The organism is Variovorax sp. S12S4, from assembly GCF_023195515.1.
GTDB lineage: Bacteria > Pseudomonadota > Gammaproteobacteria > Burkholderiales > Burkholderiaceae_C > Variovorax.
On record NZ_JALPKR020000002.1, the window covers coordinates 3,779,678 to 3,804,061 of the forward strand.

The following is a 24,384-nucleotide window of genomic DNA, read 5'->3' on the forward strand; positions in this document are numbered from 1 at the left end:
CGGGCGAGCGATGCCGTTGAAGCTGGCGCTTCAGCTTCAGTAGGTCAGCCGCTCGGGCTTCAACTCCTGCAGGATGGTGGTGGCAATTTCCTCGATCGACTTGGTGGTCGTCGAAAGCCACCGGATGCCGGCCCGGCGCATCATGGCTTCGGCCTCGCTCACCTCGTTGCGGCAGTTCTCGAGGCTGGCGTAGCGCGAATCCGGCCGGCGTTCATTGCGGATCTGGCTCAGCCGCTCGGGCTGGATGGTCAGCCCGAAGATCTTCTTGCGATGGGGCATCAAGGCCGGCGGCAGCTGGCGGCGCTCGAAATCTTCAGGAATCAACGGGTAGTTGGCGGCCTTCAGGCCATGCTGCATGGCCAGGTAGAGCGAGGTTGGCGTCTTGCCGCTTCGGCTCACGCCCACCAGGATCACGTCCGCGCCTTCCAGGTCGCGGTTGCTCTGGCCGTCGTCGTGCGCCAGGCTGAAGTCGATGGCGGCGATGCGGGCGTCGTATTCCTTGCTCTTGCTGACGTCGCTGAAGCGGCCGATGCGGTGGTTCGACTTCACGGCCAGTTCAATTTCGAGCGGCCGCACGAAGGTGCCGAACATGTCGAGCAGCATGCCCTTGCAGCCGGTCTCGATGACTTCAAGCACTTCCATGTTGGCCAGCGTGGTGAAGACGATGGGGCGCACGCCCTCGAGCTCGGCCGTGTGGTTGATCTGCCGTACTGCCTGGTGCGCCTTGTCGACCGTGTCGGTAAAAGGCAGCCGGACATGGCGCGGTTTCATCTCGAACTGCGCGAGCACGGCGTTACCGAAAGTTTCAGCGGTGATGCCGGTGCCGTCTGAAATGAAGAAAACAGTGCGTGTATGCATGGTGTAGCTCTTGCGGCCTTGTCCTGCGGCGCGTGCAATCTCGCCACGCCTACAATCCGGGCCATTATCGGGAATCCGCTTTCCCTTGACCCAATTCTTTCCATGCACGCCGCGCCAGCACCCAAAGCAACGACAACGATCGTGCCGCGCCGCCTGCATGCAGCACCGGTTTCAACTTCTGGAGCTTTCCCATGTCTGCACTTTTCGACGCGACCGCCCTGGTCGTACCGTTTGAAAACCTGAGGATGACCGACGTCGAGTCGGTCGGCGGCAAGAACGCCAGCCTCGGCGAAATGATCTCGCAGCTGCCGCAGGGTGTGCGGGTGCCCACGGGTTTTGCGACCACGGCGCACGCGTTTCGCCAGTTTCTGGCCCACGACGGGCTGGCCGACAAGATCAGCAAGCGGCTTGCAGCCCTGGACACCGAAGACGTGCGGGCGCTGGCCGCAGCCGGTGCGGAAATTCGCGCCATGGTCGAGGCCCAGCCTTTTCCGGCCGATCTGCAGAAAGCCATTACCGAAGCGTTCGCAAAGCTGAGCGCCGGCAATCCCGCCGCCTCCTTCGCCGTGCGCTCCTCGGCCACGGCCGAAGACCTGCCCGACGCTTCCTTTGCCGGCCAGCAGGAGACCTTCCTCAACGTGGTCGGCATCGAAGACGTGCTGCACAAGATGAAGGAGGTTTTTGCCTCGCTCTACAACGACCGCGCCATCAGCTACCGCGTGCACAAGGGCTTTGCGCACGACGTGGTGGCGCTCTCGGCCGGTGTGCAGCGCATGGTCCGCTCCGACCTGGGCGCGGCCGGCGTGATGTTCACCATCGACACCGAATCGGGCTTCGAAGACGTGGTGTTCATCACCTCGAGCTACGGCCTGGGCGAAACGGTGGTGCAGGGCGCCGTGAACCCCGACGAGTTCTATGTGCACAAGCCCACGCTGCGCGCCGGCAAGAAGGCCGTGATCCGCCGCAATCTCGGCTCCAAGCTGATCCAGATGGAGTTCGCGACGCCCGAAGAGAAAAAGGCCACCGGCAAGCTGGTAAAGACCACCGACGTGAAGGCCGAGCAGCGCAACCGCTATTCGCTGAGCGACGCCGACGTGGAGCAGCTCGCCAAATACGCGCTGGTCATCGAAGAACACTACGGCCGCCCGATGGACATCGAGTGGGGCAAGGACGGCACCGACGGTCAGCTCTACATCCTTCAGGCGCGTCCTGAAACCGTGAAGAGCCAGCAGCAGGGCAAGGCCGAGCAGCGCTACAAGCTGCTGGGCAAGGGCGCAGTGCTGGCCGAAGGCCGCGCCATCGGCCAGAAGATCGGCACCGGCCCCGTGCGGCTCGTGCACAACATCAGCGAGATGGACAAGGTGCAGGCCGGCGACGTGCTCGTCACCGACATGACCGACCCGAATTGGGAACCGGTGATGAAGCGCGCTGCCGCGATCGTCACCAACCGCGGCGGGCGCACCTGCCACGCGGCCATCATTGCGCGCGAACTCGGCATTCCGGCCGTGGTGGGCTGCGGCGACGCCACCGACCTGCTGAAGGAAGGCACGCTGGTAACCGTGAGCTGCGCCGAGGGCGACACCGGCTTCATTTACGACGGCCTGCTCGAGACCGAAGTGACCGAAGTGCAGCGCGGCGTGATGCCCGAGATCGACATCAAGATCATGATGAACGTCGGCAACCCGCAGTTGGCCTTCGACTTCGCGCAACTGCCCAACCATGGCGTGGGCCTGGCGCGGCTCGAGTTCATCATCAACAACAACATCGGCGTTCACCCGAAGGCCATCCTCGACTATCCGAACGTCGACAACGACCTGAAAAAGGCCGTCGAGTCGGTGGCGCGGGGCCACGCGTCGCCGCGCGCCTTCTACGTCGACAAGGTGGCGGAAGGCATTGCGACGATTGCCGCGGCCTTCTGGCCCAAGCAGGTCATCGTGCGCCTGTCGGACTTCAAGTCGAACGAGTACCGCAAGCTGATCGGCGGCAGCCGCTACGAGCCCGAAGAAGAAAACCCGATGCTCGGCTTCCGCGGTGCCGCCCGCTACCTGAGCAAGGACTTCGGCGAAGCCTTTGCTATGGAATGCGAGGCGCTCAAGCGCGTTCGCAACGACATGGGCCTCGTCAACGTGCAGATCATGGTTCCCTTCGTGCGCACCCTGGGCCAGGCCGAGCGCGTGACCACGCTGCTTGGCGAGCACGGCCTGAAGCGCGGCGAGAACGAACTCAAGCTGATCATGATGTGCGAGGTGCCGAGCAACGCCGTTCTGCCCGAGGAGTTTCTGAAGTTCTTCGACGGCTTCTCGATCGGCTCGAACGACCTGACCCAGCTCACGCTCGGCCTGGACCGCGATTCGGGCCTCGAACTGCTGGCCGCCGACTTCGACGAGCGCGACCTGGCCGTCAAGGCGCTGCTGAGCCGGGTCATCAAGGCCTGCAAGGCCGAAGGCAAGTACGTGGGTATCTGCGGCCAAGGCCCCAGCGATCATCCGGATTTCGCGCTTTGGCTGGCGGAAGAGGGCATCGAATCGATTTCCCTGAACCCCGACAGCGTCATCGACACCTGGCAGCAGCTCGCCAAGCGCTGACGAAAAAAGGGCGGTTGTAACCGCCCGGTAAGGCGGTCGTGGGAATCCCCATTGGGGAAATTCCCGCTTCCGCAGGGCACAAATGAATCAAAATGTGTTCTTTATGCCAGACTTGTGACGCTCACAAGGGCGGCAGTCGCTTGCGGGTTGCGCATGGCGAAATTGCCAGTCGCGCAAACCGGCGGTACATCGCGGAAGAAACATCATGATTCTTGTCAAGACAGAAGCCGGACAGCAGGTGTTCAAGGACCGTTCGGTGCCGCTTTCGCCGCGCCAGCGCACGGCGTTCATCCTGTTCGACGGCAAGCGCTCGGTCGATGAGGTGCTGGCTGCGGGAAACGGCATTGCACGCGAAGAGATCGACCAGATGGTCGACCTGGGGCTGCTCCAGCCAGCGGCGGGAAGCAAAGCGGCTGCGTCGCCCAAGGCACCCGAACCCGCCACCGCAAGCAAGACGGCGGCAACCGCCGCGCCGCAGCCTTCCGGCGGAAGCAGGCCACCCGAGTCAGCAAAGCCGAAACCGGCCGAACCCGCGCCCGCGGCCGCGCCCGCTGCGGGCCGCAGCAGGCAGCAGCGCTACAAGGACGCCTATCCCATCGCCACCCAGCTGACCGGAGCCCTCGGGCTGATGGGCTTCCGGCTCAACCTGCAGGTCGAAGGCACCACCAGCTATGAAGATCTGGTGGCGCTGGCGCCCAAGATTCGCGCCGCGGTGGGCGCCGAGAAGGCGGCCGCCCTCGACAAGGCCTTGAACGACTGAGCGCTGGACCAACGCCGTGCCTATAGTGCTACAATCGCTGGCTTTGCCTTGCCACACTGCGCCCGACGCTGCAGGTGGCTTTTCCTCTTCCACGGAAGAATCCACAAGGAGTGCCATGCGTCACTACGAAATCATTTTGCTGATCCACCCGGATCAGAGCGAACAAGTTCCGGCCATGCTGGAGCGCTACAAGGGCCTGATCACGGCCGGCGGCGGCAAAGTCCACCGCGTTGAAGACTGGGGCCGCCGTCAGCTGGCCTACCAGATCAACAAGCTCAACAAGGCGCACTACCTGTGCGTCAACATTGAAGCCGAACAAGCCGTGATGGGCGAACTCGAACACGCGTTCAAGTTCAACGACGCCGTGCTGCGCCACCTCACCGTCCAGAAGAAGAAGGCCGAAACCGGTCCTTCGTCGATGATGAAGACGGTCGAGCGCGAAGAAGCCCGCAAGGCCCAGCAGGCCGAGTACGCCGCCAACAACAGCTGATGGCGTGACCGCTGCCGCTGCTGCGGCAACCGGGGTCAATCAGCTCCTGCTGACAGCCTCCGTTGCCGAACTCGGAACCTTGCGATACACGCCCGCCGGCCTTCCCGCCATCGACCTGAAGCTCGAACACGAGTCGACGCTTCAGGAGGCAGGAAAAGCCAGGCAGGTGAAAACGGCCCTCAAGGCCGTTGCCTTCGGCGCCATCGCCGAACGGCTCGCAACGCAGTCGATGGGTAGTCTCTGGTGTTTTCAGGGATTTCTCGCGACACCGGGCAACGGCAAGCATCCGGTCCTGCACATTCAGGATTTTCAGCAAAATTAATTTTCGACAAGAGGTCCCCAAATGGCCACGTTCAAGAAATTCAACAAAGACAAGCGCCCGAAGCGCAACACCCAGTCGCTGCTGTTCAAGCGCAAGCGCTTCTGCCGCTTCACCGTCGCTGGCGTCGAGGAAATCGACTACAAGGACATCGACACGCTGCGTGACTTCATCAGCGAAAACGGCAAGATCATCCCCGCACGCCTGACCGGCACGCGCGCGATCTACCAGCGCCAGCTCAACACCGCGATCAAGCGCGCACGCTTCCTCGCGATGGTGCCGTACAGCGATCAGCACCGCGTCTAAGGAGCAAGCACCATGCAAATCATTCTTCTGGACAAGGTTGTCAACGTCGGTGGCCTGGGCGATATCGTCAAGGTCAAGGACGGCTACGCACGCAACTTCCTGATTCCGTCGGGCCGCGCCCGCCGCGCCACCGCTGCCAACAAGGCCGAATTCGAAGCCAAGCGCGCCGAACTCGAAAAGGCTGCGGCCGCCAAGCTGGCCGAATCGCAAGCGCAGGGCGAGAAGCTCGGCGGCACGACCATCAAGCTGACCCAAAAGGCTGGCGTTGACGGCCGTCTGTTCGGCTCGGTCACCAACGGCGACATCGCCGAAGAGCTCGGCAAGCAAGGCTACAAGGTTGCCAAGTCGCAAGTGCGCCTGCCCAACGGCCCGATCAAGGTCGTCGGCGACAGCACCGTGAGCGTTGCGCTGCACACTGACGTGGTGGTCGACATCACCGTGACGGTCTACGGCGAAACCGCCTGATCGTCTGCGGCGCCTTGTGCGCTGCCGCAAAAGCCGCCTCCGGGCGGCTTTTGTTTTTGTGCCTCTGGGTTTTCCACTCCGTTGCACCGGAAGATCACCGTTTATTCACAACCTTGTCCACACGCGCAACGCCGCGCGCGGCTTAGCATGCAGGGTTGCAAGGGAAGTCCATGTCCGCCGTTTTCTCCTATGCCGACAATGACCCGTCGGCCGATCGCCAAGTCGCCAAACTCCGCATTCCGCCTCACTCGATCGAGGCCGAGTCGAGCGTGCTCGGCGGCCTGCTGCTCGACAACGGCGCATGGGACCGCATGGGCGACCTGTTGGTGGACGGCGACTTCTACCGCCACGAACACAAGCTGATCTACGCGGCCATCGGCGGGCTGATCAATGCCAGCAAGCCGGCCGACGTCATCACGGTCTACGAGCAGCTGCAGGGCCTGGGCAAGGCCGAGGAAATTGGCGGACTGGTCTACCTGAACTCGCTCGCGCAATACGTGCCAAGCGCGAGCAACATTCGCCGCTACGCCGAGATCGTGCGCGAGCGCTCCATCCTGCGAAAACTGGTGTCCGCGAGCGACGAGATCGCGACCAACGCCTTCAACACGCAGGGCAAGTCGGTCGACAAGATCCTGGACGAGGCCGAGCAGAAGATCTTCAACATCGGCGAAGAAGGCACGCGGATGAAGCAGGGCTTCCAGAGCATGGACGCCCTGGTGGTCGAACTGCTCGACCGCGTGACCGAGATGGCCGAGAACCCGAACGACATCACGGGCGTGCGCACGGGCTTCTACGAGTTCGACAAGATGACCTCGGGCCTGCAGCCGGGCGACATGATCGTGCTGGCCGCGCGTCCCTCCATGGGCAAGACCTCGCTGGCCATCAACATCGCCGAGCACGTGGCCCTGAACGAAGGACTGCCGGTGGCGGTCTTCTCGATGGAAATGGGTGCCTCGCAGTTGGCGGTGCGTATCGTCGGCTCGATCGGGCGCATCGACCAGGGGCACCTGCGCACCGGCAAGCTCAGCGACGAAGAGTGGCCGCGCCTGACAGAGGCCATCGAGAAGCTGCGCAACGTGTCGCTGCACATCGACGAAACGCCCGGCCTCTCTACCAGTGAGCTGCGGGCCAATGCACGCCGGCTCGCGCGGCAGTACGGGCGGCTCGGCCTGATCGTGGTCGACTACCTGCAGCTCATGTCGACCAGCATGAGCGGCGACGAGAACCGCGCGACCGCGGTGGGCGAAATCTCCCGCGGCCTGAAGATGCTCGCCAAGGAACTCAAGTGCCCGGTGATCGCGCTGTCGCAGTTGAGCCGCGGCGTTGAAAGCCGTACCGACAAGCGCCCCATGATGAGCGACTTGCGCGAATCCGGCGCCATCGAGCAGGACGCGGACATCATCATGTTCATCTACCGCGACGACTACTACGACAAGAACAGCAAGGAGCCGGGCGTGGCCGAGGTGATCATCAGCAAGCACCGGAACGGGCCCACGGGCACCGTGAAGCTGGCTTTCCTGAAGCCGCTCACCAAGTTCGAGAATCTGGCCAGCTACGGCAGCAGCGACGACTATTGACGCTGCGGACTTGGCGTGGCCGCTGCTGTTTCCGCAGCGTTGCATTCGGCCGCAGCCCGCGCCTTCAGTTGGCGCATCATGTCGGCCAGTGTCTTGCCCGCTTCGTCGCGAAACCGCTCCGGCAGCACATCGACCGCATCCATGCGGTCGAGGCGAAAACCTCGAAAGTCGCTGCGCAGCTCGCACCAAGTCGAAAGCGTCCAGACCTTGCCCCAGTAGAAGCAGCCGAGCGGACGCACAGTGCGCTCGCTGGCATCGCCCGATACATCGCGATAGCTGAGGCGCAGCTTCTGGTGCGCTTCGACGGCCTCGCGCAAGATCTGCAGCCTGGCTCGGATGGTGTCATCCAAGCCCAGCGCGGGCGCATAGAGCGCCAGCGCCTCAGCCGACACGCGTGCCGCCGCCGGCAGCACCGAAAGAATCTTGCCCAGCCCCGTTTCGATGTTGCGCGCCAGCGCCGGATCGACCCAGCTCTGCGCGAGCCGGGCCGCGGCCACGAGGGCGGACGCCTCTTCCTGGCTGAACATCAGCGGCGGCAGTTCGAAGCCCGCACCAAGCCTGTAGCCCACGCCCGCTTCGCCTTCGATGGGCACGCCCTGGTGCTGAAGGTCGGCGACGTCGCGGTACACGGTGCGTTCCGACACTTCCAGGCGCTGCGCCAGGAAGGCGGCCGTGGTGAGCCGCCGGCCACGGATGATCTGCACGAGCTGGAACAGGCGGTCGGCGCGGCGCATCAGTGTGTCCGGGCAAGTTTCTTCGCGAAGTCTTCGACGAAGTAGCGCTTGCCGCGCTGCACGACTGTGTGGCCTTCAGCCTCGAGCCTTGTCATTTGCGCCTCGATGCCACCCGGATATTTGGCGTTGAGCTCGCCGCCGATCTTGAGCGTGCGCCAGTAAGGCGTCTCGGCCTCCGCCTGCACGGCTTCTGTGGCCGCATGCGCGACCATGTGCGCAAAGATCGCGGTCGTCACCGTGCAGCCGATGGTGGCACGGTGACGCACGGCAATGTTCTCTCCAATGCCAAAGACGGTGGCGAGCCGGCCTTCCGGAATTTCCCGCATCGCCTCTTCGACCTCGCGGGGTGAGGGCGTTGCAATGGTGCCCTCGCCGTGCCGCTTGCGCAGGGGTGGAGGAATCTCCTTGACGTTCGGCAGGTGCGGGTAGCCGGCGAGCCTGTCGCGCCAGCTCTTCTTGGTGCTCATGAAATTCCGATGTGGATCGCCACTTTGTCAGGCCCGTCGTACGCTTCGAAATCGCTGCGGTAGCGGCGCGTGATTGTGGGGTTTGCCTCGAAATACTGCCAGATGCGCTGCCAGGTATCGATCACCATGTGCGGCATTTCACCTTGGCCGGAAAAGACGAGGTAGTCACCGGCTTCGATGCCCACTGCCCCTGTTCCGTCCGAAACGGCCACACCCACAGTCACGTCGAACGCGCCATGGGCGTCGGACTCATAGCCGGAGTACACGCCGAAGATGCGGGCGTCCTGCGTGCGGTGGGGCGTCGAGCGGTAGGTCTCCTCGGTGAAGAAGCGGTTCCACAACGGGCCGATGCGGGCCGTGGCAGCGTCGTTCTCTTCGCTGTTCTTGGTGCGGGCCGTGAGGCCCGCGACCTGAAATTCGCCATGGTGCTGGCGGACCGGTTCCATCTGGTTCTTCTCCTGCATGAATGATGTCTTGATGTTGTTGGGGCCGTGCTGCGAAGCGCTGCGGCTCGTCGATCAGGCAAGGGCGTGGAGCCCGACTTCGTTGCCCTCGGTATCGCGCAGATGGGCAATGAAACCCATACCCTCGGGCAGCGCCGATTTGGGCGCCACGATCTGGCCCCCGGCCGCCTCGACGCGGGCAAGCACGGCATCGATGCTCGGCATGCAATCGAGGTAGATGCGGATGCCGCTGCCCGCGCGTGCGCTGGCGTTGGCACCGGCCTGCAGGGCACCGCCCGTGGCCGGATTGTCGTAGGGAAAGACGGCGAGCGTTTCACCGCCGAACTCTTGGCGGCGCAGCGTGCGGCCAAGAACGGTTTCGTAGAAGGCTTGCGCACGGTCGATGTCGGCGACCGGAATCTCGAACCAGCTGATGGCGTTTTGCATGAAGTGCTCTCTTTCGTTTGTGCGTTGAAGGAGCCTCGATGGTGCGGACAGGCTCCTGACAACGTCGTGTCAGGAGCCTGTCACCACGGACGAAAAAAAGCCCGCGCATGCTCCTGGGAGCATGCGCGGGCCTTGATTGCTCGGCAGTCGCGGGAGGGCGGCCTAGAGCACGTCGCTCGCGAAGTCGGCCAGCCGCGAACGCTCGCCGCGCGCCAGCGTGATGTGCCCGCCGTGCGGCCAGCCCTTGAACTTGTCGACCGCGAAGGTCAGGCCCGAGGAGCCTTCCGTGAGGTACGGCGTGTCGATCTGCGCGAGGTTGCCCATGCAGATGATCTTGGTGCCAGGGCCAGCGCGGGTGATCAGCGTCTTCATCTGCTTGGGCGTCAGGTTCTGCGCTTCGTCGATGATCACGTACTTGTTCAGGAAGGTGCGGCCGCGCATGAAGTTCATGCTCTTGACCTTGATGCGGCTGCGGATCAGCTCGTTGGTGGCCGCGCGGCCCCATTCGCCGGCGCCGCCACCATCGCCCTTGGCCAGGAACTCGAGGTTGTCGTCGAGCGCGCCCATCCAGGGGCCCATTTTTTCTTCCTCGGTGCCAGGCAGGAAGCCGATGTCCTCGCCCACGCTCACCGTGGCGCGGGTCATGATGATCTCGGTGTAGCGGCGGTCGTCGAGCACCTGCGTCAGGCCCGACGCCAGCGCCATCAGCGTCTTGCCGGTGCCGGCCGTGCCGGTGAGGGTGACGAAATCGACCTCTGGATCCATCAGCAGGTTCATCGCGAAGTTCTGCTCGCGGTTGCGCGTGTTCACGCCCCACACCGCGTTCTTGCCCGAGCTGTAGTCCTTCAGCGTCTTGAACACCGCGGTCTTGTCGCGGATTTCGGTGACGCGCGCATACATGCTCGGCTCGCCCGGCGCCTCGAAGTACACAAACTGGTTGATGTACAGGTTGGGCACCAGCGGGCCGCTGATCCGGTAGAAGGTGCTGCTGCCGCTTTGCCAGCTCTCGACCGTCTTGCTTTGGCGCGTCCAGAAGTCGGCCGGCAGCGCGAGCGAGCCCGCGTAGAGCAGGTCGCCGTCCTCCAGCGTCTTGTCGTTCTGGTAGTCGTCGGCGGCCAGGCCGAGGGCGCGCGCCTTGACGCGCATGTTGATGTCCTTCGACACCAGCACCACCTCTTGCTTGGGACGGCCGGGCTGGTCCTTGGCGTACTGGTCGCGCAAAGCCTGGACCACGCCGAGGATCTGGTTGTCCGCCTTGCCCTGGGGCAGGCTGACCGGCAGCGAATAGTCGAGCGGCGCGGTCTGGAAGAACAGCTTGCCGCCGGCCTCGCGGTGGCCCGTGGTGTCGAGTTTCAGGCCCTTGGCAATGTCGGCGTCTTGCGCTGCCGCCAGGGCGTCGAGCGTGCGGCTGGTCTGGCGGCCGTTGCGGGCCACTTCCGTGGTGCCCTTCTTGTGGCCGTCCAGTTCCTCGAGCACGATCATCGGCAGGAAGATGTCGTGTTCCTCGAAGCGGAACAGGCACATCGGATCGTGCAGAAGCACATTCGTATCGAGCACGAACAGCTTGGCCGGTCCATTGGACTTGGCGCGCTTGGTGCGGGCCGGGGCCTGCGGCACCGCCACTTGCGCCGGCGCCGGCACATAGGCCGCCGGTGGTGCTTCAGGCTCGCCGCGGGCAGCGGGCCGGTGCTCCCGGTTTCGGTCCTCGTTGCGTTCCTGGTTCCGCTCCTGGTTGCGGGACGAGGCAGGTTTCGACCGGCCACGCGTCGCAGGGGCGGCCTCCGCGCTGCCGCCGACCGCTTCCGCGGCATTGCGGTCGAACAATTCCAGGGGCTGGGAGCCGCTCGTCGAGGCCGAGTCGGCGCGCGATTCGCCTGAGCGGCGCGATCCCTTGTGCGAGGAGCGGGCGGGTGCATCGTGCGCATCCGGCGAGAGCAATGCGGCGCGTTTCGTGGGGGCGGGAGGCAATGGCATGTGTCAGGTCGCTCGCAGGAGTTGGAAACCAGAAAACGAAAAAGCCGCCTGTAGACCAAGGCGGCTTTGTTCGGGGGATGCGGTCGTGGAGCTCAACGGCATGAGGCCATTATGCACACCGGCCGTGACGCGTCTCGTGCTCTTTGCACCGTTCGTTGGGCATTCCCCACGAAGCGAAGCAAAAGCGCACAGAAGGCGCTTCTTGTAACTGTCAGGCAGCCTTCTTGAGGGCCTTGACGGCCTTGAGCACGTCGTCGACATGGCCGGGGACCTTGAGGCCGCGCCATTCGGCCTTCAGGATGCCGTCGGCGCCGATGAGGAAGGTGCTGCGCTCGATGCCTTTGACCTTCTTGCCGTACATGATCTTGTTCTTGACCACGCCGAACATGTGGCACATTTTTTCTTCGGTGTCGGCGATGAGTTCGAACGGGAGTTCGAGCTTGGCCTTGAACTCGTCGTGCGACTTCATGTTGTCGCGGGACACGCCGAACACGGTGGCGCCGGCTTTTTCGAAGTCCTTGTAGCGGTCGCGGAACTGCATGGCTTCGGTCGTGCAACCCGGAGTGTTATCTTTCGGGTAAAAATACATGACCAGCACGTGGCCGAGATGCGAGGTATTCGAGACTTTCAAGCCGCCCGTGGCGTTGGCGTCGAATTCAGGAATGGGTTTGTTGACAACGATCGCCATGAAACTTGTTTTCTCCGTTGGTTTCCATTGAATCGAGCTCTTTCGGGCAGACCCGATGAATGGAGGATTGGTCGTTGCTAACTGAGGGCAGCTGGCCTGTTCGCAACCCGGTATTTTACCCCGAAAAGCGCCCCCTCAGCCATCCTGGGGCGGTTCGACCAGCAGGGCGGCAATCACATGGCGGCCTTCGCCGGCCAGGATGTTGTAGGTACGGCAGGCGGCAGGGGTGTCCATGGTCTCCACGCCGGTGCGCCTGGCCATGAGCGGCTGCAGCCAGGCGGCCTGTGGAAAACGGATGCGCGATCCGCTTCCAAAAATGATCAATTCCGCGCCAAGCGAGGCCAGTTGGGCGAAATGCTCGGGCCCCAGCTGGTCGAAGCGGGTGCAATTCCATTCGAAGCGCTCGCCCCGGGAGCCGACCACCACGCTGCCCTCGACCTTCTCGTTGTTGATCGCAACCCACCCGGGGCCGTGAGCGGTAAGGGACTGGGCGTCGGATTTGTCGGGCTGGAGCTTCATCGGGGCACTGGGAACTGTGGTCAAATTATAGGTTTTCCCCAGTGACACGAGGCCTCCAAGGGCCTTTCGACATCGAGTAACCCGCGCCCGGGAGGGCCCTTTGAAGCAGTTCAAGAAATCGGCCAAGCTGGCCAATGTGCTCTACGACATCCGCGGCCCCATCATGGACGCCGCGAAGCAGATGGAGGAAGAGGGCCAGAAAATCATCAAGCTCAACATCGGCAACCTCGCCGTGTTCGGTTTCGATGCGCCCGAGGAAGTGCAGCAGGACATGATCCGCAACCTGCCGGCCTCGGCGGGCTATTCGGACAGCAAGGGCATCTTCGCGGCGCGCAAGGCCGTGATGCACGAAACGCAGAAGCAGGGCATTGCCGGCGTCACGCTCGACGACATCTACCTGGGCAACGGCGCGAGCGAACTGATCGCCATGGCCACCAACGCGCTGCTGAACGACGGCGACGAAATGCTGCTTCCGGCGCCCGACTACCCCCTGTGGACGGCCGCATCGAGCCTTTCGGGCGGCACGCCGGTGCACTACCTGTGCGACGAGGCCAACGGATGGATGCCCGACCTGGACGACATCCGCGCCAAGATCACGCCCCGCACCAAGGGCATCGTGGTCATCAACCCCAACAACCCCACGGGTGCGCTCTATTCCGACGAATTGCTCAAGAGCATCGTGGCCATTGCGCGCGAACACGACCTGGTGATCTTCGCGGACGAGGTCTACGACAAGGTGCTGTACGACAACGTCAAGCACACCGCCATCGCGAGCCTTTCGACCGACGTGCTCACGCTCACCTTCAATTCGCTTTCCAAGAGCTACCGTTCGTGCGGCTATCGCGCAGGCTGGCTCGTGGTTTCGGGCGACAAGAAGCGCGCGCAGGACTACATCGAGGGCCTGAACATGCTCTCGAACATGCGTCTTTGCGCCAACGTGCCCGGCCAGTGGGCCATTCAGACTGCCCTTGGCGGCTACCAGAGCATCAACGACCTGGTGGGCGACGGCGGCCGCCTGCGGCGCCAGCGCGACCTGGCCTACGAGCTGATCACGGCCATTCCGGGCGTGAGCTGCGTCAAGCCCAGCGCTGCGCTCTACATGTTTCCCAAGCTCGATCCGAAGATCTATCCCATCGAGGACGACCGGCAGTTCTTTCTTGAGCTGCTGAGAGAAACCAAGGTCATGCTGGTGCAGGGCACGGGCTTCAACTGGGCCACGCCGGACCACTTCCGCATCGTGTTCCTGCCTCACGAGGACGACCTGCGCGAAGCGATTCACCGCATCGCCAGATTCCTGGAGCTGTACCGTCTGCGCAGCAAGACCGACTGACACGAACCCTCAACGCGAATCCCCAATGAAACCCATTCAAGTAGGCCTGCTCGGTGCAGGCACGGTCGGTAGCGGCACCTTCAAGGTGCTGCTGCGCAATCAGGAAGAAATCAAGCGACGTGCGGGCCGGGGCATCGAGATCACGATGGTGGCCGACCTCGACCAGGCGCGTGCGCGCGAAGTGGCGGGCGAGGGCGTGCGTGTCGTCTCCGATGCGCGCGACGTCATTGCCAATCCGGACATCGACATCGTCATCGAACTGATCGGCGGCTACGGCATTGCGAAGCAGCTGGTGCTCGAGGCCATTGCGGCCGGCAAGCACGTGGTCACGGCCAACAAGGCGCTGCTCGCGGTGCACGGCACCGAGATCTTCGCGGCCGCGCACGCCAAGGGCGTGATGGTGGCTTTCGAGGCCGCGGTGGCCGGCGGCATTCCGATCATCAAGGCGCTGCGCGAAGGCCTCACGGCCAACAGCATCCAGTGGCTGGCCGGCATCATCAACGGCACCACCAATTTCATCCTTTCGGAGATGCGCGACAAGGGGCTGGATTTCGCCACCGTGCTCAAGGAGGCGCAGCGCCTGGGCTATGCCGAGGCCGATCCGACCTTCGACATCGAGGGCGTCGACGCCGGCCACAAGGTCACGCTGATGAGCGCCATCGCGTTCGGCATTCCGGTGCAGTTCGACAAGGCGCACATCGAAGGCATCACCAAGCTGGCCGCGCAAGACATCAAGTACGCCGAACAGCTCGGCTACCGCATCAAGCTGCTCGGCATCACCAAGCGCACGGCGCAGGGCGTCGAGCTGCGCGTGCATCCCTCGCTGGTGCCGTCGAAGCGGCTGCTTGCGAACGTGGAGGGCGCGATGAACGCCGTGGTGGTGCACGGCGACGCCGTCGGCACCACGCTGTATTACGGCAAGGGCGCGGGCAGCGAGCCGACCGCCAGCGCGGTGATCGCCGACCTGGTCGACATCACGCGCCTGCACACGGCCGACGCCGCGCACCGCGTGCCGCACCTGGCCTTCCACCCCGACGCCATGAGCGACCTGAAGGTGCTGCCGATGACCGAGGTGGTCACGAGCTACTACCTGCGCCTGCGCGTGGCCGACCAGGCCGGCGTGCTTGCCAAGGTCACGGGCCTGCTGGCCACTGCCGGCATCAGCATCGACGCGGTGCTGCAGCGCGAAGCCGACGAAGTGGGCGGCGAAGGTTCCACCCAGACCGACCTGATCATCCTCACGCACGACGCGCGCGAAGGCACGGTGAACGACGTGCTCGCCGAACTGCAGGCTTTGCCCACGGTGCTGCAGCCGATCGTGCGCATCCGCAAGGAAGAGCTGTCCTGAGGACGGCACAAGAGAACCATCGTGAACTACCTGAGCACCCGCGGGCACCCGGACCGCAAGCGTTTCTGCGAAATCCTGCTTGAAGGCCTCGCGCCGGATGGTGGGCTTTACCTGCCCGAGCACTATCCGCAAGTCGATACCGCCACGCTCGCGAAATGGCGCGACCTGCCGTATGCGGAGCTGGCGTTCGAGATTCTCTCGCTCTACATCGACGACATTCCGCCGGCCGACCTGAAAGCCATCTGCGCGAAGACCTACACGCCCGAAGTGTTCGGCAGCGAAGAAATCGTGCCGCTGCGTGAGCTCGAAGACGGCGTGTACCTCGAAGCCCTGTCCAACGGCCCGACGCTTGCCTTCAAGGACATGGCGATGCAGCTCCTGGGCAACCTGTTCGAATACGAACTGGCCCGCCGCGGCGCCGAGCTCAACATTCTTGGCGCCACCAGCGGCGACACCGGCAGCGCCGCCGAGTACGCCATGCGCGGCAAGAAGGGCGTGCGCGTCTTCATGACCTCGCCGGACGGCCGCATGAGCCCGTTCCAGCAGGCGCAGATGTTCAGCCTGCAGGACGAGAACATCCACAACATTGCCATCACCGGCGTGTTCGACGACTGCCAGGACATCGTCAAGGCGGTGTCGAACGACCTGGGCTTCAAGCGCAAGTACCGCATCGGCACGGTCAACTCGATCAACTGGGCGCGCCTGCTCGCGCAGGTCGTCTACTACTTTGCCGGCTACTTCCAGGCCACGGCGGGCAACGACAAGCCGGTGAGCTTCACCGTGCCGTCAGGCAACTTCGGCAACGTGTGCGCGGGCCACGTGGCGCGCATGATGGGCCTGCCCATCCACACGCTGGTGGTGGCCACCAACGAGAACGACGTGCTCGACGAGTTCTTCCGCACCGGCATCTACCGCGTTCGCGCGGCGGCCGATACGCACGAAACCTCAAGCCCTTCGATGGACATCAGCAAGGCCAGCAATTTCGAGCGCTTCGTGTTCGACCTGGTGGGGCGCGATGCCGGCAGGCTGCGCTCGCTGTTCGTGGACGAACTGGGCAGCCAAGCCCGCTTCGACCTGAGCGGCGAACCCGCATTCGAGCAAGCGGCAGAACGCTTCGGCTTCAAGAGCAGCCGCAGCACGCATGCCGACCGCCTTGCGACCATTCGCGACACCGAGAAGCGCTTTGCCACGCTGGTCGATCCGCACACGGCCGACGGCCTCAAGGCCGCTCGCGAACACCTCACACCCGGCGTGCCGATGGTGGTGCTCGAGACCGCGCTGCCCATCAAGTTTGCCGCCACGCTGGTGGAGGCTCTCGGCCACGAGCCCGCGCGGCCGGCCAGGTTCGAAGGCATTGAGGCGCTGCCCAAGCGGGTGGTGAAGCTTCCGGCCGATGTCGAAGCCGTGAAGGCCTACATCGCCCAGAACTGCGATTGACTGCCGCCGCACGCCGAAATGGCCGCCCCGCATTTGCACATTTGCATTCGACTGTTGCCTAGATAGCAGCCACAGGAATTCGACATGAAGGTGATCGGCTTTTCCGGGTACTCGGGTTCGGGCAAGACCACGCTGGTCGAGCGCCTGATTCCGGTGCTCAGGCTCCATGGGCAGCGCGTGTCGGTGGTCAAGCATGCGCATCACAAGTTCGACATCGACCATCCCGGCAAGGACACCTACCGCCATCGCGAGGCGGGTGCTTTCGAGGTGGTCGTGGCATCGGACAAGCGGCTTGCGCTGATCCGCGAATTCGAGCAGCCCGCGCAGCTGACGGTGCACGACCTCATTGCGGAGCTTCACGATGGTGTCGACTGGGTGCTGGTCGAGGGCTTCAAGCACAGCGACCTGCTGAAGATCGAAGTGTGGCGCGCGCCCGAAGCAGGCCAGGCGCCTCGGCCTTCGAAGTACATCGACGATGCCTTCGTGACCGCCATTGCCACCAACGCGCCCGAAGGATTGCCGGCGCCTACCAACCTCCCCATGTTCGACCTCGACGACATCGAGGGCATCGCGCAGTGGCTGATCGACAGCGGAAGCCGCTTCGAATACAACCCCGAACATCATGGCTGACACCGCTCCTCCCTCGCGCCCGCCGCTGATGGCGCTCGACGATGCGTTGGCAAGTCTGCTCGAAAAAGCGCAACCGAAGCTGCCCGCCGAAAGCGTTGCCACCTTCGACGCGGACGGCCGGGTGCTGGCGCAAGACATGGTCTCCGCGCTCACCGTGCCGCCCCGGGACAACAGTTCGATGGACGGCTACGCGGTGCGCGTGGCCGACTGCGCCGCGCCTGGCGCCTTGCTCCAGGTCGCGCAGCGCATTCCCGCCGGAACCGTGGGCACGCCGATGGCGGCCGGCACGGCGGCGCGCATCTTCACGGGCGCGCAGATTCCCGAAGGCGCGGATGCGGTCGTCATGCAGGAAGACACGCAGGCCGTGCCGCAGGAAGGCGGGCTTGGCGCGGTGCGCATCCAGGTGGCTCCCACCGCCGGCCAATGGATTCGCCGCGCTGGCGAAGACGTGGCCTCCGGCGACGTCGTGCTGCGCAAGGGCGAGCGCCTGACGCCCGCGGCACTGGGGCTTGCCGCGAGCATCGGCTTCGACCGGCTCCAGGTGGCGCGGCGGCCGCGTGTGGCGCTGCTGTCCACCGGCGATGAACTGGTGATGCCCGGTGAAGTCGCGCCCGAGGCCATGAAGCCCGGCGCGATCTACAACTCCAACCGCTTTTTCATGCGCGCCTTGCTGCATCGGCTGGGCTGCGAGGTGAACGACTTGGGCATCGTGCCCGACAAGCGCGAAGCCACCATCGAGGCGCTGCGCGGCGCTGCCGAGGGCAGCGATCTGATCATCACCACTGGCGGCGTGTCCGTGGGAGAAGAAGACCACATCAAGGCCGCGATGCAGGCGCTTGGCGAATTGCAGCTGTGGTCGCTCTCGATGAAGCCCGGCAAGCCTTTCGCCTACGGATCGATCCCCAGGGCGGGAGGCGACGCAAAGGGCCGCTGCCACGTGACCGGGTTGCCCGGCAACCCCGTCTCCAGCTTCCTGACCTTTCTGCTGCTCGTGCGGCCCTTCCTGCTGACGCTGCAGGGCGCCACGCGCGTGGCGCCCGAGCCCGTGCCGATGCGTGCCGACTTCGACTGGCCGCGCGCCGACAAGCGCCGCGAGTTCCTGCGCGCGCGGCGCAACGCGGCCGGCGGGCTCGACCTGTTCGCCAACCAGAGCTCGGGCGTGCTGACGTCGATGGTCTGGGGCGACGGCGTCATCGACAACCCGCCGGGCCAGACCATCAAGGCTGGCGACACGGTGAAATTCATCCCCTTGGCCTCGCTGCTGGCCTGAACCGCACATCCATGAAGGTCCAGATCCGTTATTTCGCCTCCGTGCGCGAGGCGCTCGCCACCAGCGGCGAAACCGTGGAAACCGGCGCCGGCACGCTGGCCGCCTTGCGCGACGAACTCATTGCACGCGGCGGGGCGTACGCCACGGCACTTGCACGCGGCAAGGCCGTGCGCATGGCGCTCGATCAGGTCATGAGCGACGAGGCGGCCGCGCTGCGCGAGGGCGCCGAGGTCGCCTTCTTCCCGCCCGTTACGGGCGGCTGAGCCGGGCGTCGAGTTCTACCAACCGGTCGCGCAACGCATCGGATGCGCGAGTCATCGGCGAGCGCAATTCATCGCTCATCGATCCGTCATGCGCCAGCAGCGCCTTGAGCGGCGCCGGGTTCGGTTCGGCAAACAACATCTCTATCAACGGCTGCAGCAGCTGCCACTCGGCGCGCGCTTCCGCAAGCCGGTTGTCGGCCAAGAGGCGCAGCAGTTGCACAAAGCGCCGCGTCTGCACATGCCCGCTCGCCGCGATGGCGCCCACGCCGCCTTCGGCCACCGTACTGAAGATCTGGTGGTCTTCGCCGGACAGCACCTGCAGCCTGCCGTCCGCAATCACGGCGCGCGTCTTGGCCATGTCGCCGCCGCAGTCCTTGATGCCTCGAATGCGTGGGTGCTCGGCGAGGGTCAGCAGTGTTTCGCGCGCAATGGTCGCGCCGGTGCGGTAGGGAATGTCGTAGACCAGCACCGGCGCGGCGCTGGCGTCGGCAATGGCGCGGAACCATTCGAGCAGACCGGCCTGCGACGGCCGGATGTAGTGCGGCGCGGGCACCTGCAGCCCCGCCAGGGGGCGTTCGGCGAGCCGCCGTACCCAGGCCGTCGTCTTGCCCAGGTGGTACCCCGAGAGGCCCATGATGATCGGCAGCCCGCCGGCGGCGGCTTGCACGGTGTCGAGCGCGGCCAGCTGTTCCGTTTCATCGAGCGCGGCGGCTTCGCCCGTCGAGGCGCAGACCACGAAGCCGGCCACGCCATCGTCGGCGAGCCGGCGTACCAACGCCGACAGCGCGGCATGGTCGACGGCGCCGCCGCGAAACGGCGTGACAAGAGGAATCCAGAGGCCCGAGAAATCAGGATTGGCGGAGGGGTTTGATGATTGCGACACGCGAGCTTCCTTTGAGGAATCGACCGATGGAAAGAACCGTCGTTCGATGCGCGCGCAACCCAAATCGGGGCCAAGGCCTTTGCAGGTTCCGTCGCTCATCCGACGACGGAACCGCAGCTCCGGTCAGACGAGCTTTGGTTTTTTGGCTTTGCTGCTTTGGCGCGCGCGGCTGCTTCCCAAGTGCGAAAGCACTGTGAAGAGCGTGGCGTGGCAAGGCATTGCCGAAGTCTAGCGCGGTGCCACAATCCCGGCATGAGCGATGCACGCGTTTCGATCCAGACAGCCGATTTCGACCTGGGACAGGAGGTCGCCGCGTTGCGTGCCGGCGACAAACGCGTGGGCGCAGTGTGCAGCTTTGTCGGCACGGTAAGAGACCGCAACGACGGCAGCGCCATCGCCTCGATGGAACTCGAGCACTACCCCGGCATGACCGAGAAAGCCATCGAGGCCATGATCGACGAGGCGCACAAGCGTTTCGATATTTTGGGTGCACGCGTGATCCATCGCGTGGGCCTGCTGCAGCCGCTCGACCAGATCATGATGGTGGCGGTGGTGTCGGCCCACCGCGGCCAGAGCTTCGAGGCCTGCGAGTTCCTGATGGACTATCTGAAGACGCAGGCGCCGTTCTGGAAGAAGGAACAGACGCCTGAGGGCGCCCGTTGGGTGGATGCGCGGGTGAGCGATGACGCGGCATTGGCGCGTTGGGGCATTACCGCCAACAACGCTTGATGTCTTTTCCCTCTCCCTCTGGGAGAGGGCAGGGTGAGGGCAGCAGCCCTCGCTGAGCACCGCGCCTCATCGGCGGCACATGCCCTCACCCCAACCCTCTCCCAGAGGGAGAGGGGGCAAGAGCGGTCAGAGGGGCTTGAAACCGCTCGACTGGATGATGCGCTCCCACGTCTGCGTATAGCTGCGCACGCGGCCGGCAAACTGCCCTTGCGGCTCATACGCCACGGTGAGCCCCATCGTCGTCAGCTTCTGCTTCACGTCGGGCATGGCCAGCACCTTCTGCAGCGCCTCGCCGTATTTGTCGATGACCGGCTGCGGCGTACCCACGGGCGCGAAGATGCCGTAGTAGGGCAAGTCTTCCAGGTTGGAGAAGCCCAGCTCGGTGAAGGTCGGCACGTTCGGCAGCACGGCCTGCCGCTTGGCGCCGATGGAGGCGACGATGCGCACCTTGCCCGCCTTGTGGTTCTCGATGAAGTCCGGCACCGAGGCAATGCCCGCGGTGATCTGATTGCCCAGCATATCTGCCGTCATTGGCGCGCTGCCGCGGTAGGGTGCGGGCTGCACGTCGATCTTGTATTTTTCCGAGATCATCTTCACCAGGAACTCGGGAATCGACGCAGGCGCCGGAATGCCGATGGTCTCTTTGCCGCCGCGCTGGGTGCGAACCCACTTCACGTATTCATCGATGCTCTTGGCCGGCGTGCCGCCCGACACGGCGAGCACGTTGGCGAAAGTGGCGAAGCCGGCCACGGGCACGAAGTCGGTGGCGGGGTTGAAGCCGGGGTTCTTCACCACCTGCGGCAAGATGGAGATCGAATGGTCATGCGAGAGGAACAGCGTATGGCCGTCGGCCGGGGCAGCCTTGAGTGCCTGGGCCGCGATCTGCCCGCCCGCACCGGCGCGGTTTTCGACCACCACCGGCACGCCCAGCACGTCCTTGAGTTTTTCTCCCAGCGTACGTGCAATGGCATCCGTGCCCGCGCCGGCCGGAAAGCCGACCAGGATGCGGACAGGCGTGCCTTGCGCCTGCGCAACGCCTGCGAGGCCCAGGGCCGCTACAAAGAGGCCGACGCCGAGCGCCCGGCGAACCGGATGAGGGCGCTGCTGCATTGAAAAAACCATGATCGACTCCATTCGAAAAATGACGAGGCACAGTGCAATAGCCGTGCCCGATGCGCCGGACATCTTGAATCGCGCCCGAACAGTCCTATTTTGAGTGCAGGAATACCACCATGCGACAAGACAAACTCACCACCAAGTTCCAGGAAGCGCTGAGCGACGCCCAGACGCTCGCGCTCGGCAACGACAACGCCTATATCGAACCGGCCCACCTGCTGGTCGCCATGCTGCGCCAGGAGGACGGCCCGCGCGCCTTGCTGGAACGCGCCGGCGTCAACGTGCAGGGCCTTGCAAACGCGGCCGAGGCGGCCATCAAGAAGCTGCCGCAGGTGCAGGGCCACGACATCGTGCAAGTCGGTCCCGAGCTCGGCAAGCTGCTGCAAGCCACCGAGAAAGAGGCCATCAAGCGCAACGACCAGTTCATTGCGGGCGAACTCTTCCTGCTGGCCGTGGCCGACAGCAAGTCCGACATCGGCCGGATCGCCAAGGAGAACGGCCTCAGCCGCAAGTCGCTCGAATCGGCCATTGACGCCGTGCGCGGCGGGCAAGGCGTGAATAGCGCCGATGCCGAAGGCCAGCGCGAAGCCCTCAAGAAATATTGCCTCGACCTGACAGAGCGTGCCCGCCTGGGCAAGCTCGATCCGGTCATCGGCCGCGACGAGGAAATCCGCCGTGCCATTCAGGTATTGCAGCGCCGCACCAAGAACAACCCCGTGCTCATCGGTGAGCCCGGCGTCGGCAAGACCGCCATCGTCGAAGGCTTGGCGCAGCGCATCGTCGCGGGCGAGGTGCCCGAGTCGCTCAAGGGCAAGCGGGTGCTGTCGCTGGACATGGCCGCGCTGCTGGCTGGTGCCAAGTTCCGCGGCGAGTTCGAAGAGCGGCTGAAGACCGTGCTGAACGAACTCGCGAAGGACGAAGGCCAGACCATCGTCTTCATCGACGAACTGCACACCATGGTCGGCGCCGGCAAGGCCGAGGGCGCCATGGACGCCGGCAACATGCTCAAGCCGGCGCTCGCGCGCGGCGAGCTGCATTGCGTGGGCGCCACCACCCTCGACGAATACCGCAAGTACATCGAGAAGGACGCCGCGCTGGAGCGCCGCTTCCAGAAGATCATCGTGGGCGAGCCGAGCGTCGAGGCCACCATCGCCATCCTGCGCGGCCTGCAGGAAAAGTACGAAGTGCACCACGGCGTGCAGATCACAGACCCGGCCATCGTGGCCGCTGCGGAGCTGAGCGACCGCTACATCACCGACCGCTTCCTGCCCGACAAGGCCATCGACCTGATCGACGAGGCCGCGGCCAAGATCAAGATCGAGATGGACTCCAAGCCCGAGGTGATGGACCGGCTCGACCGCCGCCTGATCCAGCTGCAGATCGAGCGTGAAGCCGTGCGCCGCGAAAAGGACGAGGCCTCGCAGAAGCGCTTCGGCCTGATCGAGGACGAGATTGCGCGCCTGCAGAAGGAGATCGCCGACTACGACGAGATCTGGCAGGCCGAGAAGGCGCAGGCGCAAGGCAGCGCGAAGATCCGCGAAGACATCGACAAGATCAAGTTCGAAATCGAAGAGTGGAAGCGCAAGGGCGACTTCAACAAGCTCGCCGAGCTGCAGTACGGCCAGCTGCCGGCGCTGGAAAAGCGCCTGCACGAAGCCGAGGAAAGCGAAGCGAACAAGGGCAAGTCGAGCGCGCCCACGCTGCTGCGCACCCAGGTGGGATCGGAAGAAATTGCCGAGGTCGTGGCGCGCGCCACCGGCATTCCGGTTGCCAAGCTGATGCAGGGCGAACGCGACAAGCTGCTCGTGATGGAAGACAAGCTGCACGAACGCGTCGTGGGGCAGGACGAGGCCATCGGTGCGGTCGCCAACGCCATCCGCCGCTCGCGCTCGGGCCTTTCGGATCCGAACCGCCCGACCGGCTCGTTCCTGTTCCTCGGCCCCACGGGCGTGGGCAAGACCGAGCTGTGCAAGGCGCTCGCGGGCTTCCTGTTCGACAGCGAAGACCACCTGATCCGCATCGACATGAGCGAGTTCATGGAGAAGCATTCGGTGGCCCGCCTCATCGGCGCGCCGCCGGGCTACGTGGGCTATGAAGAGGGCGGCTACCTCACCGAGGCCGTGCGCCGCAAGCCCTACAGCGTGGTGCTGCTCGACGAGGTCGAGAAGGCGCACCCCGATGTGTTCAACGTGCTGCTGCAGGTGCTCGACGACGGCCGCCTGACCGACGGCCAGGGCCGCACGGTGGACTTCAAGAACACCGTGATCGTGATGACGAGCAACATCGGCTCGCCCATCATCCAGTCGATGGTGGGGCAGCCGGCCGAAGACATCAAGGAAGCGGTGTGGGGCGAGCTGCGGAACCACTTCCGCCCCGAGTTCCTGAACCGCATCGACGAGACGGTCGTGTTCCACGCGCTCGACGCGAAGAACATCGAATCGATTGCCGCGATCCAGCTCAAGGTGCTGCAGGCGCGGCTCGCCAAGATGGACCTGGCGCTCGAGGTGTCGCCCGCGGCGCTGGCCGAAATTGCCAAGGTCGGCTTCGACCCGGTGTTCGGCGCCCGGCCGCTGAAGCGCGCCATCCAGCAGCGCATCGAGAACCCGCTCTCGAAGCTGCTGCTCGACGGCAGCTTCGGGCCGAAGGACACGATCGAAGTCAACACCGACCCGATCCGGAACCCTGGCCATTTTTCGTTTACGAAGGCCGGGGAACCATCGGAGGCCGTTGCGGCCTAAAGTCGGAT

At 64.6% G+C, this 24,384-nt stretch carries 25 protein-coding genes; 15 read left to right on the plus strand and 10 right to left on the minus strand.

From position 1 onward, the window contains the following. Nucleotides 1–36: 36 nt before the first annotated feature. Complete coding sequence (gene ppsR / locus M0765_RS18580) at nt 37–858, minus strand: posphoenolpyruvate synthetase regulatory kinase/phosphorylase PpsR (RefSeq protein WP_021006527.1); 822 nt, start codon at nt 856–858, stop codon at nt 37–39. A 191-nt stretch (nt 859–1,049) separates the two neighbouring features. Here ppsR and ppsA point away from each other — a divergent pair, with 191 nt between their 5' ends. The 7 genes from ppsA (at nt 1,050) to dnaB (ending at nt 7,360) form a co-directional block, all read left to right on the plus strand. After that, complete coding sequence (gene ppsA / locus M0765_RS18585; RefSeq protein WP_258505300.1) at nt 1,050–3,443, plus strand: phosphoenolpyruvate synthase; 2,394 nt, start codon at nt 1,050–1,052, stop codon at nt 3,441–3,443. Nucleotides 3,444–3,648: 205 nt separating this feature from the next. Then, the gene (locus M0765_RS18590) at nt 3,649–4,203 is read left to right on the plus strand and encodes a hypothetical protein (protein ID WP_258505301.1); all 555 of its coding nucleotides are present in this window, start codon (nt 3,649–3,651) and stop codon (nt 4,201–4,203) included. A gap of 115 nt (nt 4,204–4,318) precedes the next feature. Next, nucleotides 4,319–4,693 (plus strand): 30S ribosomal protein S6, encoded by a 375-nt coding sequence (gene rpsF / locus M0765_RS18595; RefSeq protein WP_126748861.1) that lies wholly within the window; start codon nt 4,319–4,321, stop codon nt 4,691–4,693. 4 nt (nt 4,694–4,697) lie between these two features. Then, nucleotides 4,698–5,015, plus strand: coding sequence for a primosomal replication protein N (gene priB / locus M0765_RS18600; RefSeq protein ID WP_242631045.1), 318 nt, complete (start codon nt 4,698–4,700; stop codon nt 5,013–5,015). A 21-nt stretch (nt 5,016–5,036) separates the two neighbouring features. After that, nucleotides 5,037–5,318 (plus strand): 30S ribosomal protein S18, encoded by a 282-nt coding sequence (gene rpsR, locus M0765_RS18605; RefSeq protein ID WP_007830781.1) that lies wholly within the window; start codon nt 5,037–5,039, stop codon nt 5,316–5,318. Nucleotides 5,319–5,330: 12 nt separating this feature from the next. Further along, a complete protein-coding gene (gene rplI, locus M0765_RS18610; RefSeq protein ID WP_126748862.1) occupies nt 5,331–5,783 on the plus strand; it encodes a 50S ribosomal protein L9 in 453 nt (150 codons plus the stop codon). A 170-nt stretch (nt 5,784–5,953) separates the two neighbouring features. Further along, the gene (gene dnaB, locus M0765_RS18615; RefSeq protein ID WP_157613155.1) at nt 5,954–7,360 is read left to right on the plus strand and encodes a replicative DNA helicase; all 1,407 of its coding nucleotides are present in this window, start codon (nt 5,954–5,956) and stop codon (nt 7,358–7,360) included. Here the strand turns inward: dnaB and M0765_RS18620 are convergent. The 7 genes from M0765_RS18620 to M0765_RS18650 form a co-directional block, all read right to left on the minus strand. Beyond that, entirely contained in the window at nt 7,354–8,094 is a 741-nt protein-coding gene (locus M0765_RS18620) for a helix-turn-helix transcriptional regulator (protein ID WP_258505303.1), read from the minus strand. The two genes, dnaB and M0765_RS18620, sit on opposite strands and share 7 nt — an antisense overlap. Further along, nucleotides 8,094–8,561, minus strand: coding sequence for an MGMT family protein (locus M0765_RS18625; protein WP_258505305.1), 468 nt, complete (start codon nt 8,559–8,561; stop codon nt 8,094–8,096). The genes M0765_RS18620 and M0765_RS18625 overlap by 1 nt, the downstream gene beginning before the upstream one ends. Beyond that, nucleotides 8,558–9,025, minus strand: a complete 468-nt coding sequence (locus M0765_RS18630) for a GyrI-like domain-containing protein (protein WP_258505306.1) — start codon at nt 9,023–9,025, stop codon at nt 8,558–8,560. Before M0765_RS18630 ends, M0765_RS18625 begins: the two co-directional genes overlap by 4 nt. Before the next feature lie 54 nt (nt 9,026–9,079). Further along, a complete protein-coding gene (locus M0765_RS18635) occupies nt 9,080–9,451 on the minus strand; it encodes a VOC family protein (RefSeq protein WP_258505307.1) in 372 nt (123 codons plus the stop codon). A gap of 162 nt (nt 9,452–9,613) precedes the next feature. Continuing rightward, on the minus strand, nt 9,614–11,425 hold the full coding sequence (locus M0765_RS18640; RefSeq protein WP_258505308.1) for a PhoH family protein: 1,812 nt from the start codon (nt 11,423–11,425) through the stop codon (nt 9,614–9,616). Nucleotides 11,426–11,636: 211 nt separating this feature from the next. After that, nucleotides 11,637–12,113, minus strand: coding sequence for a peroxiredoxin (locus tag M0765_RS18645; RefSeq protein WP_007830801.1), 477 nt, complete (start codon nt 12,111–12,113; stop codon nt 11,637–11,639). Between the two features lie 135 nt (nt 12,114–12,248). Then, the gene (locus M0765_RS18650; RefSeq protein WP_258505309.1) at nt 12,249–12,632 is read right to left on the minus strand and encodes an Mth938-like domain-containing protein; all 384 of its coding nucleotides are present in this window, start codon (nt 12,630–12,632) and stop codon (nt 12,249–12,251) included. A 100-nt stretch (nt 12,633–12,732) separates the two neighbouring features. Here M0765_RS18650 and M0765_RS18655 point away from each other — a divergent pair, with 100 nt between their 5' ends. From M0765_RS18655 to M0765_RS18680, 6 genes are all read left to right on the plus strand, one after another. Continuing rightward, nucleotides 12,733–13,962 (plus strand): pyridoxal phosphate-dependent aminotransferase, encoded by a 1,230-nt coding sequence (locus tag M0765_RS18655; RefSeq protein WP_258505310.1) that lies wholly within the window; start codon nt 12,733–12,735, stop codon nt 13,960–13,962. Nucleotides 13,963–13,987: 25 nt separating this feature from the next. Next, nucleotides 13,988–15,310, plus strand: coding sequence for a homoserine dehydrogenase (locus M0765_RS18660; protein WP_258505311.1), 1,323 nt, complete (start codon nt 13,988–13,990; stop codon nt 15,308–15,310). Nucleotides 15,311–15,331: 21 nt separating this feature from the next. After that, nucleotides 15,332–16,747 (plus strand): threonine synthase, encoded by a 1,416-nt coding sequence (gene thrC / locus M0765_RS18665; RefSeq protein ID WP_258505312.1) that lies wholly within the window; start codon nt 15,332–15,334, stop codon nt 16,745–16,747. 84 nt (nt 16,748–16,831) lie between these two features. After that, entirely contained in the window at nt 16,832–17,377 is a 546-nt protein-coding gene (gene mobB, locus M0765_RS18670) for a molybdopterin-guanine dinucleotide biosynthesis protein B (RefSeq protein WP_126748873.1), read from the plus strand. Further along, nucleotides 17,370–18,647 carry a molybdopterin molybdotransferase MoeA gene (locus tag M0765_RS18675; RefSeq protein WP_258505313.1) on the plus strand — a complete coding sequence of 426 codons (1,278 nt, stop codon included), beginning with the start codon at nt 17,370–17,372 and terminating at the stop codon, nt 18,645–18,647. The genes mobB and M0765_RS18675 overlap by 8 nt, the downstream gene beginning before the upstream one ends. Before the next feature lie 11 nt (nt 18,648–18,658). Further along, entirely contained in the window at nt 18,659–18,910 is a 252-nt protein-coding gene (locus M0765_RS18680; protein WP_258505314.1) for a MoaD/ThiS family protein, read from the plus strand. On the opposite strand, the gene M0765_RS18685 is transcribed toward M0765_RS18680, so the two are convergent. Continuing rightward, nucleotides 18,897–19,793, minus strand: coding sequence for a 4-hydroxy-tetrahydrodipicolinate synthase family protein (locus tag M0765_RS18685; protein ID WP_258505315.1), 897 nt, complete (start codon nt 19,791–19,793; stop codon nt 18,897–18,899). The genes M0765_RS18680 and M0765_RS18685 overlap by 14 nt on opposite strands. A 252-nt stretch (nt 19,794–20,045) precedes the next feature. Between M0765_RS18685 and M0765_RS18690 the strand changes: the two genes are divergently transcribed. Beyond that, on the plus strand, nt 20,046–20,522 hold the full coding sequence (locus M0765_RS18690; RefSeq protein ID WP_258505316.1) for a molybdenum cofactor biosynthesis protein MoaE: 477 nt from the start codon (nt 20,046–20,048) through the stop codon (nt 20,520–20,522). Between the two features lie 126 nt (nt 20,523–20,648). Here the strand turns inward: M0765_RS18690 and M0765_RS18695 are convergent, their stop codons facing one another. Next, complete coding sequence (locus M0765_RS18695; protein WP_258505317.1) at nt 20,649–21,644, minus strand: Bug family tripartite tricarboxylate transporter substrate binding protein; 996 nt, start codon at nt 21,642–21,644, stop codon at nt 20,649–20,651. 110 nt (nt 21,645–21,754) lie between these two features. Here M0765_RS18695 and clpB point away from each other — a divergent pair, with 110 nt between their 5' ends. Further along, nucleotides 21,755–24,376 (plus strand): ATP-dependent chaperone ClpB, encoded by a 2,622-nt coding sequence (gene clpB / locus M0765_RS18700; RefSeq protein WP_258505318.1) that lies wholly within the window; start codon nt 21,755–21,757, stop codon nt 24,374–24,376. Nucleotides 24,377–24,384: the final 8 nt, after the last annotated feature.